The organism is Salegentibacter haimaensis (assembly GCF_054121495.1).
In genome coordinates this window covers 16,813-33,462 of the sequence record NZ_JBSYGH010000017.1, presented here as the reverse complement: position 1 = coordinate 33,462, position 16,650 = coordinate 16,813, and the positions used below count along the sequence as shown (strand labels likewise).

Sequence of the window (16,650 nt, the reverse complement as noted above, 5' to 3'; positions counted from 1 at the left end):
AATGGAGCGCGATGCAATCGCGCGGGAATTATTAGGCTTAGCGCGAAAGAACTTAAACAAACTTCCTAAAACAACCATAGCACTTGAAACTTCAGCAGAACCATAGCCCGAAAAAAATCATTAAAAATTTATTGTTCTCCCTGGGTAAGAAAGAGCTTTTAAAGCTACTTATTATGGTGTTTGGCCTTGGTTTTATATTTAGTTGCCAGCCAAATAAAGAAGAGGTCCCAAAAAGGTCCCGGGAAATTGTTTCCGAATTCAGCAAGGAAGAGCAGGACTCATTAATTGTTGTATATATGCGAAAGGCTAATCAGTTCCACCTCTATTCTCAGGAGCGGCAGGCTACCTTAGATGAGGGTCTATCTGTAGATTCCACTATCGCTTATTTCTGGCAACAAAAAGCTATGCCGCTTTTTAAGCAGAGGAAATATGAACTGGGTATGGAATACATTGATAAAGCGGTGAAATTTGACAGAAAGCGATATCAGAATTACAGAGCCTTTATTAAATGTATTTTTTCTAAAGAATATAGATCTGCGATTGTAGATTTTAAAGATTACCAAAAAGAATTCGGAAATGGCTATGTAATGGACCATTCCTATGAATTTTATATAGCATTAAGTTATTTACAGCTCAATGAATTTGAAACGGCTGAATTGATTTTTGCCAGGGATTATGAGAGAACCATTGAAGAAGACGGGGAAGCTTGGTTGCATCATCTCGACTTGTTTTACTATGGAATAAGTAAATATGAACTTAAGAAATATCAGGAAGCTTTTATACTTTTAGAAAAAGCTCTAAACCTGTACCCACAATTTTCAGATGCACAATATTATCAGGCCAGGACGCTTTTTAAATTGGGCAAGATTGAGGAAGCTTCCAAACTCTTTAAAAGCGCCAAAGAAAATGCTGATAACGGATTTACTATAAATGAAGATAATGTGATTTATGAGATTTATCCTTATCAGATTAGATGGCATTGAAAAGTTAAGAACTATTTGGTTCAATTAAATTCTGTTGCACCTCTCTGCAGGCCCCTATACTTTTATAAACGAAGAAATTCACGCTAGTCGGTTTATCCTATTGAATCAGATCAAAAATGATTTTCTGAATTGATTTTTAGGCTAATTGTCTATCATATTCATTCTGCACCACTCATCATTAATTTAATACTCAATATTCCAATCAAGATAAACCCGGTAAAATTCCCTTCAAAAGACTACGGCATAAACCGTGTCTTGCAGCCTACTTTTTATTCCGTTTCCTTTTGAGATGAATTTTACTCTTGCGTTTGAAGGCCGATTAAAATATTGTTTAATCTAAATTCAAATGCTATGTATTTATCTAATTTACAGCAGGATCAGATCTTTGTGACTTCAGAATTGAAACCACTTAGCAGCTTATGTGAACTTCCAACCCGAAAAGGTTTGGAGAATGCCATCATCAGCAATGGTAAGATCGTTAATGTAGTGTCCTCCAGATATGGACACATCCCAAATGAGGTGTTTTTCAATAAGGCACTCTCTATGATTAATGAAGCTAATCTTAAGTATCGTCTACAAACCATAAATAGAGATGACCGAAGTTTTATAATGGATATCATTATAGAAGATGAAAATCAATTTCATATAAAGGATTCCACAGACAAAATTCTCCCTATGCTACGATTTACAAATTCATATGATGGTAGTGAGAAAACATCCGGACATTTCGGGTTCTATAGAGAAGTTTGTTCCAACGGCCTTCATATAACTAATGCTAACATTCATTTCTCCATTAGACATACTACCAATGGAGCAAAGCTTTGTATGCCTAAACTACAGGATTTGTTTCTAAAATTTCTGGATAATGAATATTATTCCATCAAAACCAAATTTGAAAGTCTTAGGAATTTCAGAATTCTGGATAACAAAAAGTTTGTTCAGGAAATCACTGAAAAAACCGGCATATTTAAGTTTGAATGTAGCGACAAAAATCCTGAACCTTCTAAAAAAGCAAGGTTGGTACTGGAAATTCTGGAAAATGAATCGAATACGCTTTCAGAAAGTTCCAACCTGTGGCTGGGATACAATGCATTTAATAATGTATTACACCGACACCTAAAAAAGAGCTTTTCTCAACAAAAAAAGCTGGATCGAAAAATCTTTGATACCATAGCCGAAATGGCTCATTGATTTTAAAAGGTCTGCTCCGGTACCTTAAACCGGAGTATTGAGGTTACAAACAAAATTATTTCGACCCACCCTTGAAACATCAAAGCTTATTGGCTATATCGCAACATATAATGTGTGTGCCTGCGAGGTCACAACGGCTAATTGCCTGTCACATTTTTTGTAGGTGATTTTCAAAAACAATTTTCCTGGAAAAAACAGCAAAGGTTTCGGGGCATAAGCGCTTTGAGTAGCACCCCCCAACAACCCTTGATCTAAATGATCAATCCCAATGATTAAAAGGCTATCAACCCAAAGCCCTTATTTGTCCCACACCGGCCTGTGCGGCAGAGCTCCGTGCCTCCGCTTTCCCTCACACGCCTAAATTTTACTAATCACAGAAAATTGAGTTTTAATGTCAGGCCCTGTCATCTCGAGCGGAGTAGAGAGGGACAAAAAATGCGCCAGCCAGCGTGATACGTAGCTGTGGGCCGTCAGATATTAAAACAAAAAGATGCCAGGTAAAACCAGGGAGTGTTTAATACAGTCGATTTGGGTTTACCTTCCCCTCCCTAATAGCAGCATGGATTACAATTTCCGATTCTTCATCCTGCGTTTCAACTCCAAAAACTTCTTTTCAAAAGCTTCAGGTTCCAGGTACCAATCTTTTTCAGCTTCGAAAAAGCGCAATTCCGACTGGATAAATCCGTCACTTATCTCCACATCTTTCATATGCCGGCGTAGCTGGCGCTCAACTGTAATCTTCCAAAGCTTTCCCGGGCCCATATAGTAATTACATTTGCGCAGAAACTGATTCTCCATCACATCTCTTATCCAGGTCACCACAGCCAACTCTACCACCTTCGAGCCGGGCTTCACCCTTCTTCCGGAGAAAAAATAACCAAATTGAAAACCTGAAAGTTCATCAACTTTAGCTTCCTCATCTTGCAGATCTACCCGGGAGCTTTCGTTTAATTTGGTTTGTTCTTTCATAATTGGATTATATAACCGCTAGCAAATTATAGGTATCGTCCAAATTAGTTTTTCCCAAACAATTTCTCTTTTAAGACTGCCATATCCTCACTAACCTTCCTATCTAAAATTTTAGCATAATGCTGAGTAGCTCTCAAATTTTTATGTCCTAACATCTTACTTACACTTTCAATTGGGACACCATTGGATAGCGTAATAGTGGTAGCAAAGGTATGTCTGGCCAGGTGAAAGGTTAAGTTCTTATTTATTGAACACAAATCTGCGATTTCTTTTAAATATGCATTCATTTTTTGATTGGATAGTATTGGCAATAGATAATGGGCTTCATCATCTTTATATTTCTCCAGGATTAACTCAGCTGTGGGTAGCAGAGGAATATTGGTTCTACTTTTTGTTTTAGTACGATTAGATTTAATCCACTTACCTCCATCCTCTCCTACAACTAAATGCTCATCAGTTAATTTTTTTACATCAGCATAGGCCAGGCCGGTATAGCAGGCAAAAATGAAAATATCCCGTACCAGAATAAGTCGCTCGTTCTTTATTTTTTTACTTAAAATAGTTTGAATCTCCTCTTGATTTAAAAATTCCCTATCTACTATTTTTAAATTGCCTTTCCAATTCAGAAACGGATCGCGTTTGATCCATCGATTGTTATATGCAATGCGAACTATCTTTTTAAAATTCACTACATATTTGATGGCCGAATTATGGGCGCATTTCCTCTCTGTTTTCAAGTAATACTCAAACCCTGAAATAAACTTAAAATCAATATCTTTTACCGGAAAATCTTTGGATTTATATTCCTTTTGAATGTAAGCAGACAAATGCTTTTTGGCGGTCCTATATCTTTCGGCGGTACCTGCGGCAAAATCTCTTCCCACCAACCTATCTACTTTATCATTGTGCTCTTGAAATATCTCCAAAATCATCTTATGGTTTTCCGCTTTCCTTAATTTATCCTTTCCTAAATAAGCATCAATAATATCCTGAGCTGAAAATGGCTTTTCGCTAAAAATAAATTTTTGATGGATTTTAAGGATGTCAGATTTGGTTTTTGTAAGACTGTTATTGATAATTTGAGATTCTGAATCTTCTTTATTTAATTGACTTAAATGGACATCCCAGTCTTCTATGAGAATTTTCTTATGCAAACTACAAGCTGCCCGTTTCCCATTCGAGTTAACCCGGAGATAAATTGTTCCATAGCCAGGTTTTGTTTTAATAGGTCTAATGAAGAAAGTGTAACCAAAAGAATTATCCATAACGCCAATTTTTGAGTTTTTGAATTGTGTTAAAGATAGAAATTAAAACAACTTAAAATACTCTGAACAAACACGTTAAGTTATTTTTTGTAGGAATTTACTTTCATTTGGTTACACTAAATTCAGAAATTTTAGTGTAGCCAAATTTGCGTCATAAATCCTGGTTTTAGATGGTATTAAATGAAATTGTTAAAAATGAAAAAGCCCGAAAACACTAGGTTTTCGGGCTTTTTGGTTTGCTTTAGAAGCGTTCCAGCGGAGGAAGAGGGATTCGAACCCCCGGACCTGTTACAGTCAACAGTTTTCAAGACTGCCGCAATCGACCACTCTGCCATTCCTCCAATATGTCTCTAAAGCGCTGTTTGCTTTAGCGGGTGCAAATATAATAAGCTTTTTCAATTCCCCACAATTATTTTTGAGTGATTTTTCAAGTTTTTTGTACTGCTTTCAAACTCAGAGCATAAAGAACAGGATTAAAAATGTACCTTGAACTCAAAACTTATTTTTATGAAAAACCAACTTAGCTTTTTTATCTTGCTCTTCGGTATAAGCCTCATCAACGCACAATCTATGGAACAGGACTGGCCTAATCTTCAAAAATATCAGCAGGAAAACATAAAACTGCTTTCCGAAGCGAATTTTCCGGGGGTGGTGTTTATGGGAAATTCCATTACCGAAGGCTGGGCGCAACAAAGGCCTGAATTTTTTAAAGAAAATAATTTCGCGGGTCGGGGTATTTCCGGGCAAACAACACCGCAAATGCTGCTGCGCTTTACCCAGGATGTGTTAGACCTCATGCCCAAAGTGGTCGTAATCCTTGCCGGGACCAACGATATCGCCGGCAATACCGGCCCGACTTCAGAAAAAATGATTCTCGACAATATTAAAGCTATGGCCCAATTGGCTTCGGCTAATGATATTAAGGTGGTTTTGAGTTCCATTCTTCCGGCTTACGAATATCCCTGGGCCCCTGGGCGAAAACCGGTTGAGAAAATTGCCGCCATAAATTCCGCCTTAAAGAAGTATGCTGAAGAAAATAATCATATCTACCTGGATTATTTCCCCGCCCTGGCCGATGAAAAACGCGGGCTTAAAGATGAATATTCTCACGATGGAGTGCATCCCAATAAAAAAGCTTACACGGTAATGGAACCTCTGGCCCTGGCCGCGATTAAAAATGCGCTTCAGAAATAATTCAATTTTAAAAAAGAGGTTTCTAATTTTAGGGGAAACCCCTATCTTGCTGCTTTAAACTTTATTTATAATTATGAAAAAAATAGTATTGCTTGCCCTAACCGCCACATTGGTTAGTTGTGGGGTTCATCAAAAGAATCCAGAGAATGCCGATCCTATGAAGTATGCCAACACCATCACTTCTCAGGAACTTAAAGATCACCTATACACTTTTGCCGACGATGAATTTGAAGGTCGAAACACCGGCGAGCCGGGCCAGAAAAAGGCAGCCGAATACATACGCAACGAATTTATTCAGCTAAATATCCCTTCGCCACAGGGCGTTAACAATTACTACCAGATTATCCCTACCGAGTATTTCAACAATAAGCTAAAAGCTTCAGAAAATGTACTGGGTTATATCGAAGGAAGCGAGTTTCCAGACGAGGTGTTGATCATCACCTCACACTACGACCACGTAGGGGTAGATGATGAAGGAAATATCTACAATGGAGCCGACGACGGAGGTTCAGGTCCTATGGGAATCCTGGAAATCGCCGAGGCTTTTGCTGAAGCCAAAAAAGACGGTTATACTCCAAAGCGCTCTGTGCTTTTTATGTTGCTAACCGGGGAAGAAAAAGGTCTTTTAGGCGCTAAATATTATACTGAAAATCCTGTATTCCCACTTGCCAATACTGTAGCTAACCTCAATGCCGATATGATTGGCCGTATAGATGATGCTCACGCCGGAAACGACAACTACATCTACCTTATTGGTAGCGACAAATTAAGTACCGAGCTTCACGAATTGAGCGAAAGAGTAAATGCAGAAACCCTGAATATGGATCTTGATTATACCTATAACGACGAAAATGATCCCAACCGTTTTTATTACCGAAGCGACCACTATATGTTCGCCAAGAATAATATCCCGGTGATTTTCTACTTTAATGGGGTTCACGCCGATTATCACAAACCCACCGATACTGCCGAGAAAATTGAGTATGAAGCCCTGAAAAAACGCGCTCAACTTATTTTCCTTACCGCCTGGGAAATCGTAAATCGCGATACCCGACTGGTAGTTGATAAAGCAGAGTAATTCTGGTTTTTAACCCAAACAAAAATCCCGCTAAACGAATTTGGCGGGATTTTTTTTATTTCAACTAAACCGTCACCCCGAGCCCAGTCGAAGGGAATGTCACCCCGAGCGCAGTCGAGGGGTCACTCCAGCATCTTCAAAAATTCATCTTCCGAAATGATTTTCGTTCCCAGCTTTTCGGCTTTGGCCAGTTTACTGGGCCCCATATTTTCACCGGCAAGCAGGTAATCGGTTTTTCCTGAAATCGAGCCTGCCACCTTACCGCCGTTAACTTCGATAAGCTTTTTCAGTTCATTTCTGGAAACTTTCTCAAAAACCCCCGAAATCACAAAGCTGTTACCCCCCAATTTATCGGTTTGATTTTGCAGCTCTTCCGCAGTTATTTCCAGTTGCACGCCATAATTCTTCAGCCTGTTTACGATTTCCCTGTTTTCTTCGGAAGCAAAAAATTCTCCTACGCTGCGGGCGATGCTCTCCCCTATTTCATCTATCGCGATCAAATCTTCTTCTGAAGCTGCCATCAAAGCATTTATACTTTTATAATGTTTGGCCAGCTTTTTCGCCACAGTCTCTCCCACATAACGAATTCCCAAAGCAAACAACACCCTCTCAAATGGAATTTTTTTGGATTTTTCGATCCCCGAGATCAGATTCTCAGCCGATTTCTCTGCCATTCTTTCTAGCGGAAGTATATCTTCCTTCTTCAAATCATATAAATCGGCATAATTTGAAATTAGCCCGGCATTAACCAGCAAAGTCACGGTTTCGGCGCCAAGACCTTCAATATCCATCGCCTTTCTTGAAATATAATGCTGAATTCTCCCCACGATTTGCGGCGGGCAACCATTATAGTTCGGGCAGTAATGCTGGGCCTCCCCCTCCTTGCGAACCAGTTGGGTGTCACATTCGGGGCAGTGAGTGGCGTACTGGGTTTCGGGAGTTTCAGGATCTCTTTTTGTAAAATCTACCCCTACGATTTTTGGAATAATTTCTCCTCCTTTTTCCACATAAACCGTATCCCCTTCCCTGATATCCAGTTTTTCGATCTGGTCGGCATTATGCAAAGAAGCTCTTTTCACCACCGTACCCGCCAGTTGCACGGGCTCCAGGTTGGCTACCGGAGTAATCGCCCCGGTTCGGCCTACCTGGTAGGTAATTTTCTTCAATTTTGTGCTTTCCTGCTCGGCCTTGAATTTATAGGCAATGGCCCAGCGGGGAGATTTTGCCGTATAGCCCAACTCATCCTGCTGGTGCAAATCATTGACTTTCACCACCACCCCATCGGTCTCATAAGGCAGGTCGTGCCTATGCAAATCCCAGTAATTGATATAATCCAGCACCTCTTCAATCGAATTCCTTAATTCGGCTTCTGCCGGCACTTTAAAACCCCATTCCCTGGCTTTTTCCAAACTATCAAAATGTGATTTTACCGGCATAGGATTGGTGATGATCGAATACAGCAAACAATCCAAAGGTCGCCTTGCCACCTCAGCGCTATCCTGCAGTTTCAAACTTCCCGACGCCGTATTCCGCGGATTCGCATAAGGTTCCTCTCCATTTTCAACTCTTTCGGCATTCATTTTGGCAAAACCCTCATAAGGCAGGATAATTTCTCCGCGAATATCAAATTTTTCAGGAAAATCACCTTTCAATTTCAATGGCACCGAACGAATGGTTTTAACATTATTGGTCACATCATCTCCCTGAAATCCGTCGCCCCGGGTCACTGCCCTCTTTAGTTCTCCATTTTCATAAGTCAAACTAATGGAGGCCCCGTCATACTTTAATTCACAAACATATTGCAGCTTGCCGTCTACCAGTTTTTTAACCCGTTTTTCCCAATCTTCCAGTTCTTCTTTGGAGTAGGAATTAGACAGCGAATACATTCGGTAATCGTGTACTACAGTTTCAAAATTTTTGGTAACAGCCCCTCCAACCCTTCGGGTAGGTGAATTGGGATCATCAAATTCAGGATGTTTTTCTTCCAGCTCCTGCAGCTCTTTTAACATCATATCGAATTCATAATCGCTTATTTCGGGCTTATCCAGCACATAATACAGGTAGTTATGATGTTCGAGTTCTTCTCTTAATTTTGTGATCTTTTGTTTGATCTCCATAAGTTTTGAGAGGCGTTATTTTGAAACCAGCTTAAGCCGGTCATCTTTATATTCTAATGAAAAATCTTTGTCGTTGTAACTAAACTGAAGGCTGAATTCTGAAGCGTAGGCTTTATCCATCGAAGGAAACCAGTCTTTCTCTTCCCTGTTTATGGTAATTAGCAACCCACGATCATTCCCAATGGCACAGAATCGCTCAAAATCCCCGTCATATTTTTCCAATCCGCAGCGGGAATTCAGGTAGTTAAATTTTTCCCTTACGTCTATAGTGCCAATTCCCACTTCGCTAATCCCCAAAATGCTTTCTTCTGAAAATATCCCTGAGGAAGCTGCATTCAAATCCCGTCTGGAAATAAATTCCAGAATATTTGAATCTTTATCATAGAAATAAACCGATTTGGCATTCCAGGCAGGAAAATCGATAATTTCTTCGGTATTATTCCGCAAAATTTCTGTTTTGCCTTCAAGCCATTCCAGGGCCAGGTCTTCCTGCTTATCTGGAATATGAAAAGCCAGGTGATAGGGCGTGGTCTCATTTTTTGCCACAAATTCCAGTCTGCTAAAGCCCAGGATGACTTCAAAATTTTCTTCGGAAATCACCTCTACCGGAAGCCCCAGAGTTTTTGAATAAAATTCGAGCTGCTCTTTGGGTCGTGAAGTAAAAATCTGAAGTCGATTGATCTGCATTAACTTTGATGCTTATTCATCCACTTAGGGACGGGTTTTGGTTTAAAATTATGCATTTTCTCCAAAAGCACCTCAATCTCTTCGTCGATTAACAGCATTTCAAAATTATCTTTTTTCAACAGCTCTTTATCCACCATCTTTTGCAGCATAGCGATAAGATCGTCGTAGAATCCGTTTACATTTAAAAGGCCTATGGGATTTCTATGTAAACCTAACTGCCCCCAGGTTACGATCTCGAAGAGCTCTTCAAAAGTGCCAAACCCGCCCGGAAGCGCAATAAACCCATCGCTTAATTCGTGCATTTTCAACTTGCGCCCGTGCATATCTTCAGTAGTGATAAGCTCACTTAAGCCGGTATGTACCACTTCTTTGGTTTTTAAAAAATCGGGAATTACCCCAATTACTTTCCCCTTGTGGTCCAGGGCACCTGCGGCAACCTGCCCCATAAGGCCTAACTTACTGCCCCCAAAAACAAGGTCGATGTGTTTTTGCGCCAGGAATTTTCCCAAACTGTAAGCTTGCTCGTAAATAACGGGGTCATTCCCATCGCTGCTTGCGCAAAAAACAGCAATGCTTTTCATTTTGTAGGTTTTCATCAAGCTTATAAATTTTTAAAGTTCTCCCTTCAGCATTCTAAAATTCCCGAAAATATCCTTTCTAAGTTCGGTTTTATACCCAAAATCCTGCAACAATTTTTCAGTTTGAGGGCCTAAATACTGGTTGATCTCGAAAAATAATTTTCCACCGGGGAGCAAATGCTCTTTAGCGATTTGAGTGATTTTATCATAGAAAACCAGGGGCGCTTCATCTTCCACAAAAAGCGCCGTAGCGGGATCGTAATTAAGCACATTGGCCTGCATCTCTGCTTTTTCGAGATTCCGCACGTAAGGCGGATTTGAAATTATGATATCATATTGCTGCGGAAGGCTTTCAGCTGCCAAAATATCCGTCTGAAGAAAATTAATTTCAACCCCATTGGCCAGAGCATTCAACTTTGCAGTCTCCAGCGCTTTTTCAGAAATATCGATGGCTGAAACCTGTGCTTCTTGTAGATTTTTGGCCAGGCTTACAGCGATGCATCCGCTACCGGTACCAATATCGAGGATTTTCAGGTTTTGCTTTTCGGCTACTTCATCGAGCACCCACTGCACCAGCTCCTCTGTTTCTGGCCGTGGAATCAAAACCGAAGGATTCACCTTAAAATCAAGCCCGAAAAATTCAGTAAAACCAATAATATGCTGAATGGGTTCGTGCTGTAACAACCGGTAACTGGCGGCTTCAAATTGATTTTGAATTTCTTCACTAACCTCCATCTCTCTTTCCAAACTCACTTCCAGGCGATTCATTTTTAGATAAGCCTCTGCGAATAAACTAAAAAAGGAGTTAGCCTCTTCACAGGGATACTCCCCCGAGATTTGTTGTAGAAAATGTGCTTTTAGTTCAAAGAGTTTCAAGAAAGAAATTGGCTTAGGTTTATAAATCCCGAATCATCCACATGGTGCAATTATAGTGGCCGGTGTTACCCATCGGGGCATCTAAAGAGGTAAACCCGCTACGACCATATAACTTTCGGGCGTTCTCCATATAAGGCAGGGTTTCGATATAACATTTTTCGAAGGCCTGGGACCTGGCATAATCCAGGCAGGTTTTCATCATTTGAGCGCCTATCCCTTTTCCTCTAACTTCGGGTAAAAAATACATTTTTTGCAGTTCACAGATGGTTTCCTCGAGTCCGGTGAGGGGTGCAATCCCGGCTCCACCAAGAATTCGGCCTTCATCTTCTACCACAAAATATTCCATCCGTTCATTTTGATAGGTAGCATACATATCGTCCAGGGCCTTGTCTTCGTAAGCGGTTCCTACTTTGGGCACGCCCATTTCTACCAGTACGGCGCGAATCACTTCGGCTACCTGTGGGTTATCTTCCGGTTGAATTTCCCTTATTTTTAGACTACTCATTCCTGTTTTAAATCCTATTTTTACGGCGTGAAGATACACGAAAAATATATAAAGAGATGTATTGAGCTGGCCCAAAACGGGCTTGGTCACACCTACCCAAACCCGATGGTAGGCAGCGTTATTGTTCACAATAACCAAATTATTGGTGAGGGCTGGCATCAACAGGCCGGCCTGCCTCACGCCGAGGTAAATGCGATAAATTCGGTAAAAAACAAGGCCTTACTTACACAGGCCACGATCTATGTAAGCCTGGAACCCTGCAGCCATTACGGCAAAACTCCGCCTTGCAGCGACCTTATTATCGCAAAGGGCATCAAAAAAGTGGTGATAGGTACTGTAGATCCCTTTGCTGAAGTTCAGGGTCGGGGGATAAAAAAGCTGCTCGATGCCGGCTGCGAGGTACAGGTGGGAATTTTGGAAAAGCAGTGCCAGGATTTGAACAAACGCTTCTTCTGCTTTCATCAAAAAAAACGACCTTATATTATATTGAAATGGGCCCAAAGCAGCGATGGCTTTCTTGCGCCTGAATTTCAGGGAAAAAGGGAGCCCGTATGGATCACCAATTCGTATTCAAAGCAACTGGTGCATAAATGGCGCAGCGAGGAAAAGGCGATCCTGGTAGGGACCAATACCGCCATTGCCGACAACCCGCAATTGAACACCCGTTTGTGGGCCGGAAATCATCCCGTAAGGCTGGTGCTGGACAGACAGGGAAGAATTCCGAAAGATTCGGCTTTGTTTGATCAATCTGTTCCCACAATTGTTTTTTCATCCGCTCAAAAGCAAAATTTAAAGAATCTGAAATTTGAAGTTTTAGAATTCAACAGGGATGTAGCTCAACAAATTTGTGAAATCGCTTATAAGCGTGGCTTGCAATCGCTCATTGTAGAAGGAGGAGCGAAAACGCTTCAGTCTTTTATAGATGCAGGGCTTTGGGACGAAGCCAGGATTTTTACGGGGAAAGTTCAGTTTAAGAGAGGAGTTTCTGCGCCTCGAATTTCGGGGGAACTTATAGAAGAAAAAGAAATTGCCGGCGATCAATTAAAGATTTTCAGCAAGGAAGAGAAAGCATAGATTTAAGGAAAAACCAATGATAAGCACACTAATTTTCGATTTCGGAGATGTATTTGTAAACCTCGACAAGGCGGCCACACTGCGGGAGTTAAAAAAACACCGGGTTGAGGAAATTTCAGAAGAGATCGATCTTCACAACAAAGCCTATGAAAAGGGGTTGATTACTTCAGATGAATTCATTGGGTTTTATCGACAGAAATTTCCGCAGTTGCAGGAGGCCGATTTTAAAAATTCCTGGAATGCCATTTTAATCGATTTTCCCGAATACCGCTACAGATTTTTGAAAAAGCTTTCCGAAGAAAAAAATTACCGGCTTATTTTGCTTAGCAATACCAACGAAATTCATATCGACTGGATCAAGGAAAACGTGAGCTTTTTCGAAGATTTCAAGGCCTGTTTTGACGCTTTTTACCTGTCTCACGAGATCAATTTTAGAAAACCCGATGCAAACATCTATGAGTTTGTTTTGAGGGAACATCAACTAAATCCCGAAGAATGCCTGTTTATAGATGACACTACTGAAAATACCGAGGCCGCCGAAGCTCTGGGCATTCATACCTGGAACCTGGAGCCTACACGTGAGGATGTGATCGATCTTTTCACTGCTAAAAAAGAACTGTTTTGATCTACTTATTGCTGAGCATCCTCTCCTCCACAATCATTTTCGTGGTTTTTAAACTCTACAAAAAATTTGGAGTAAACACCCTGCAGGCTATTATCGTAAATTATTTTATCGCTTGCGCCGTGGGCTTTTTTGGCTATATAGACAGCACCGACGATCTTTTGCGAATCCCTTCTGAAAAATGGTTCCCAGGCAGTTTGTTCCTGGGCGCTTTGTTCATTACGGTTTTCAATCTTGCGGCCATCACGACTCAGCGCAGCGGGATGTCGGTGGTTTCGGTGGCAACAAAGATGAGCGTGGCGCTTCCGGTTTTCTTCGGAATTTTTATCTACAACGAAAGCACCGGATTTCTGAAATTACTGGGTATCGCCCTGGCTTTGGTGGCGGTTTATCTTAGTTCGATTAAAAGCGAGGAAGGCCTGAAGATCAAAAAAAAGAACCTCATTTTTCCCTTGCTGGTTTTCTTCGGAAGCGGGATTATAGATACCACGATCAATTTCCTCGAAAATTTCTATGTTTCTGAAACCGACGTTGGCCTCTTCTCTACCAGCATTTTTGCTATTGCGGGCCTCATAGGTACGGCAATAATTATCGGACAGGCCATTTTAGGAAAACTGAAACTTAGCTGGAAAAACCTGGCCGGCGGAATTGCCCTGGGCATTCCCAATTATTTTTCGATTTATTTCCTGGTAATGGCTTTAAGAAGCCCCGGCTTTGAAAATTCGGTCTTATTTACACTGAATCACGTAGGCATCGTGTTAGCTTCTACCCTTGTGGGCATCCTGCTTTTTAAGGAACAACTTATCCGCAAGAACTGGATTGGGCTGGTTTTGGCCATAATTAGTATTTTACTGGTGGCAAATTCACAATAATGAAAGACACCTACAAAACCATTACCAGGGCTTCCCCCGAAGTGCTATTTAAAGACCGGAACTCGAAATTCTTTGGTTATGCCTTTCCTGTGAAAACAGAGGAAGAGATCAATATGCATCTGGACGAACTAAAAAGCAGGCATCACAAAGCAAGACATTGGTGTTATGCCTGGCAGTTGGGTAAGGCTGAATTTCAGTATAGAGCAAATGATGACGGGGAGCCCTCAAATTCGGCCGGGATGCCTATTTACGGGCAAATTCAGTCGTTCGAGGTGACAAATATTCTAATTGTGGTGGTGCGGTATTTTGGCGGAACGAAACTGGGAGTGGGCGGGCTTATCAATGCTTATAAAACCGCGGCTCAAATGAGCCTTGAAGAAAGCAAAATCATCACCCGCACTATAGATGAGCAATTTGAAATAAAATTCGATTATCCCGAAATGAATACGGTGATGCGTATTATTAAGGAAAACGATTTAAATGTAATTGAGCAAAAACTGGAATTGGACTGCAGGATTTATATTTCGGTTCGCAAAAAAGAGGCAGGTCAAATTTTTGAAAAATTCAACAGTGTCTATAAAGTTGAAATAAAGAAGCTGGAAGATTAGTTTTTTAGTTTCTCTAAAATATAGTCGGGGCACCTTACAGGCCGTCGGGAATTTGCATCCATAAAGACCAAAATCGTACTCGCTGTAGTGAGCAATTCGGCCTTTTTATTCCGCACCTCGTAGGTGAACTCAATTTTAACATTTGGGAGCTGTTTAAGTCTGGTAATTATCTCCAGTTCATCCCCGAAAACAGCGGGTTTCAGGAACTTAAATTGCATCTCGTAAACAGGAAGCATCAACCCGCTGGCCTCCATAGACTTATAGGAGACACCTAGTTCAGAAAGCCACTCAATACGCGCTATTTCAAGGTATTGCGCGTAATTCCCGTGATGCACCACGCCCATTTGATCGGTTTCTGCATAACGTACTTTAACAAAACTGGTATGGGATTTCATAGAATAAAAATAGGATTAACGATGAAGGATTTGTACCTTCATTCGCGGAATTAAGTATGCATAAAATTTTCTTAAAATTCAACCCTAAAAGTGTTTTTTTTTTACATTTTTTGTTCACATATTTGTTCCACTGATGTTCGAAAGGGTACTTCCCTGAGAATCAATTTTTCGTCTTACTACTAACCTATTAATAACCTAAAAAACGCATGTCGGGAACTGCGCAATCAGTTTGGAATAACTGTCTGGCTTTTATTAAAGATAACATCACTCCACAGGCATACAAAACCTGGTTTGAACCTATCCAAGCAGTAAAACTTACCGATAATGCGTTAAGCATTCAAGTGCCTTCTAAATTCTTTTACGAATGGCTGGAAGAGCATTATGTGAAATTGCTTAAGGTGTCGCTTACGCGGGAACTTGGTGAAAAAGCCAAATTGGTCTATGTGATCAAGATGGAAAACACCTACGGGAACAAATTGCCTTTTACCGAAAAAATCCCAAGTACACAGCGAAGTCATATGGCTTCCCAGGAAGTAGACGTACCTGTAAAGGAACGCAACCCCGAGTTGAAAAATCCTTTTGTGATTCCCGGGATTCGTAATGTGAAAATCGAGTCGCAACTAAATCCGAGCTATAATTTTGAGAATTTCCTGGAAGGGGATTCAAACCGCCTGGCGCGGTCGGCAGGATTGGCAGTAGCCAACAAACCAGGAGGCACTTCGTTTAATCCGCTTTTGGTTTTTGGAGGAGTAGGATTGGGAAAAACCCACCTGGCCCACGCTATAGGCGTTGAGATCAAAGACAAATATCCCGAGAAAACGGTTTTATATATTTCTGCTGAAAAATTTACCCAGCAGTATATCGAGTCGGTGAAAAAGAATAACAGAAACGATTTTATTCATTTCTATCAAATTATAGATGTGCTTATCGTAGATGATATTCAATTGCTTTCGGGGAAGGCAGGAACCCAGGATGTGTTTTTCCACATCTTTAACCACCTGCATCAAAACGGAAAACAGGTAATTCTAACCAGCGACAAGGCACCGGTAGATATGCAGGATATCGAGCAACGCCTGCTCTCCCGATTTAAATGGGGACTTTCTGCCGAATTACAACATCCCGATTTCGAAACCCGTATTTCTATCATAAAGAATAAACTTTATAGAGACGGAGTTGAAATGCCTGAAGATATTGTAGAGTTTTTGGCCAATAACATCAAAACCAATATCAGGGAACTGGAAGGCGCTATTATCTCTCTTATCGCCCACTCCTCTTTCAACAGGAAAGATATCACGCTCGAGCTGGCCAAACGAATCGTAGATAACTACGTAAAAAACACCAAGCGCGAGGTTTCTATAGATTACATTCAAAAAGTAGTAAGCGATTATTTCCAGATGGATGTAGAAACCCTGCAAAGCAAAACCAGAAAACGTCACATCGTACAGGCCCGGCAGTTAGCTATGTTTTTTGCCAAAAAGTTCACCAAGGCCTCCCTGGCCAGTATTGGTTCTCAAATTGGCAAACGCGACCACGCTACCGTTTTGCACGCCTGTAAAACCGTAGACAACCTGGCAACTACCGACAAGCAGTTCAAAAAGTTTGTAGAAGACCTCAACAAGAAGCTTACGCTTTAAAA

The 16,650-nt window shown here is 40.9% G+C and carries 17 protein-coding genes and 1 tRNA gene; 9 read left to right on the top strand and 9 right to left on the bottom strand.

Annotated elements, in window-relative coordinates:
• The first annotated feature begins 83 nt into the window (after positions 1–83).
• Both ACW6QP_RS13865 and ACW6QP_RS13860 read left to right on the top strand, forming a co-directional pair.
• A complete protein-coding gene (locus ACW6QP_RS13865) occupies positions 84–983 on the top strand; it encodes a tetratricopeptide repeat protein (protein ID WP_457911465.1) in 900 nt (299 codons plus the stop codon).
• 351 nt (positions 984–1,334) lie between these two features.
• Entirely contained in the window at positions 1,335–2,174 is an 840-nt protein-coding gene (locus ACW6QP_RS13860; RefSeq protein ID WP_457911464.1) for a DUF932 domain-containing protein, read from the top strand.
• A 564-nt stretch (positions 2,175–2,738) separates the two neighbouring features.
• Here ACW6QP_RS13860 and ACW6QP_RS13855 read toward each other — a convergent pair.
• The 3 genes from ACW6QP_RS13855 to ACW6QP_RS13845 all read right to left on the bottom strand — a co-directional run bounded on the left by ACW6QP_RS13855 (position 2,739) and on the right by ACW6QP_RS13845 (position 4,749).
• A complete protein-coding gene (locus tag ACW6QP_RS13855) occupies positions 2,739–3,143 on the bottom strand; it encodes a hypothetical protein (protein WP_457911463.1) in 405 nt (134 codons plus the stop codon).
• Between the two features lie 44 nt (positions 3,144–3,187).
• Positions 3,188–4,408 (bottom strand): site-specific integrase, encoded by a 1,221-nt coding sequence (locus tag ACW6QP_RS13850; protein WP_457911462.1) that lies wholly within the window; start codon positions 4,406–4,408, stop codon positions 3,188–3,190.
• Positions 4,409–4,664: 256 nt separating this feature from the next.
• Positions 4,665–4,749 (bottom strand) — tRNA-Ser (locus ACW6QP_RS13845).
• 166 nt (positions 4,750–4,915) lie between these two features.
• Here ACW6QP_RS13845 and ACW6QP_RS13840 point away from each other — a divergent pair.
• Positions 4,916–5,602: an SGNH/GDSL hydrolase family protein gene (locus ACW6QP_RS13840; protein ID WP_457911461.1), complete on the top strand. Its 687-nt coding sequence runs from the start codon at positions 4,916–4,918 to the stop codon at positions 5,600–5,602.
• A gap of 73 nt (positions 5,603–5,675) precedes the next feature.
• Complete coding sequence (locus tag ACW6QP_RS13835; RefSeq protein WP_457911460.1) at positions 5,676–6,680, top strand: M28 family metallopeptidase; 1,005 nt, start codon at positions 5,676–5,678, stop codon at positions 6,678–6,680.
• A gap of 122 nt (positions 6,681–6,802) precedes the next feature.
• Here the strand turns inward: ACW6QP_RS13835 and ligA are convergent, their stop codons facing one another.
• From ligA to ACW6QP_RS13810, 5 genes are read right to left on the bottom strand one after another with little or no spacing between them, the layout of a single operon-like run.
• Positions 6,803–8,797 (bottom strand): NAD-dependent DNA ligase LigA, encoded by a 1,995-nt coding sequence (gene ligA, locus ACW6QP_RS13830; RefSeq protein WP_457911459.1) that lies wholly within the window; start codon positions 8,795–8,797, stop codon positions 6,803–6,805.
• Positions 8,798–8,812: 15 nt separating this feature from the next.
• On the bottom strand, positions 8,813–9,484 hold the full coding sequence (locus ACW6QP_RS13825) for a VOC family protein (protein WP_457911458.1): 672 nt from the start codon (positions 9,482–9,484) through the stop codon (positions 8,813–8,815).
• Complete coding sequence (locus ACW6QP_RS13820; protein ID WP_457911457.1) at positions 9,484–10,065, bottom strand: LOG family protein; 582 nt, start codon at positions 10,063–10,065, stop codon at positions 9,484–9,486. Before ACW6QP_RS13820 ends, ACW6QP_RS13825 begins: the two co-directional genes overlap by 1 nt.
• Positions 10,066–10,095: 30 nt before the next feature.
• A complete protein-coding gene (gene prmC / locus ACW6QP_RS13815; protein WP_457911456.1) occupies positions 10,096–10,938 on the bottom strand; it encodes a peptide chain release factor N(5)-glutamine methyltransferase in 843 nt (280 codons plus the stop codon).
• A gap of 19 nt (positions 10,939–10,957) precedes the next feature.
• Entirely contained in the window at positions 10,958–11,443 is a 486-nt protein-coding gene (locus tag ACW6QP_RS13810) for a GNAT family N-acetyltransferase (RefSeq protein ID WP_457911455.1), read from the bottom strand.
• 27 nt (positions 11,444–11,470) lie between these two features.
• Between ACW6QP_RS13810 and ribD the strand changes: the two genes are divergently transcribed.
• From ribD to ACW6QP_RS13790, 4 genes are read left to right on the top strand one after another with little or no spacing between them, the layout of a single operon-like run.
• Positions 11,471–12,517 carry a bifunctional diaminohydroxyphosphoribosylaminopyrimidine deaminase/5-amino-6-(5-phosphoribosylamino)uracil reductase RibD gene (ribD, locus tag ACW6QP_RS13805; RefSeq protein ID WP_457911454.1) on the top strand — a complete coding sequence of 349 codons (1,047 nt, stop codon included), beginning with the start codon at positions 11,471–11,473 and terminating at the stop codon, positions 12,515–12,517.
• 16 nt (positions 12,518–12,533) lie between these two features.
• A complete protein-coding gene (locus ACW6QP_RS13800) occupies positions 12,534–13,142 on the top strand; it encodes an HAD family hydrolase (RefSeq protein WP_457911453.1) in 609 nt (202 codons plus the stop codon).
• Positions 13,139–14,011, top strand: coding sequence for an EamA family transporter (locus ACW6QP_RS13795; RefSeq protein ID WP_457911452.1), 873 nt, complete (start codon positions 13,139–13,141; stop codon positions 14,009–14,011). Before ACW6QP_RS13800 ends, ACW6QP_RS13795 begins: the two co-directional genes overlap by 4 nt.
• Entirely contained in the window at positions 14,011–14,619 is a 609-nt protein-coding gene (locus tag ACW6QP_RS13790) for an IMPACT family protein (RefSeq protein ID WP_457911451.1), read from the top strand. Before ACW6QP_RS13795 ends, ACW6QP_RS13790 begins: the two co-directional genes overlap by 1 nt.
• On the opposite strand, the gene ACW6QP_RS13785 is transcribed toward ACW6QP_RS13790, so the two are convergent.
• A complete protein-coding gene (locus tag ACW6QP_RS13785) occupies positions 14,616–15,014 on the bottom strand; it encodes an acyl-CoA thioesterase (protein WP_457911450.1) in 399 nt (132 codons plus the stop codon). The genes ACW6QP_RS13790 and ACW6QP_RS13785 overlap by 4 nt on opposite strands.
• 206 nt (positions 15,015–15,220) lie before the next feature.
• Here ACW6QP_RS13785 and dnaA point away from each other — a divergent pair, with 206 nt between their 5' ends.
• Positions 15,221–16,648 (top strand): chromosomal replication initiator protein DnaA, encoded by a 1,428-nt coding sequence (gene dnaA / locus ACW6QP_RS13780; protein WP_457911449.1) that lies wholly within the window; start codon positions 15,221–15,223, stop codon positions 16,646–16,648.
• Positions 16,649–16,650: the final 2 nt, after the last annotated feature.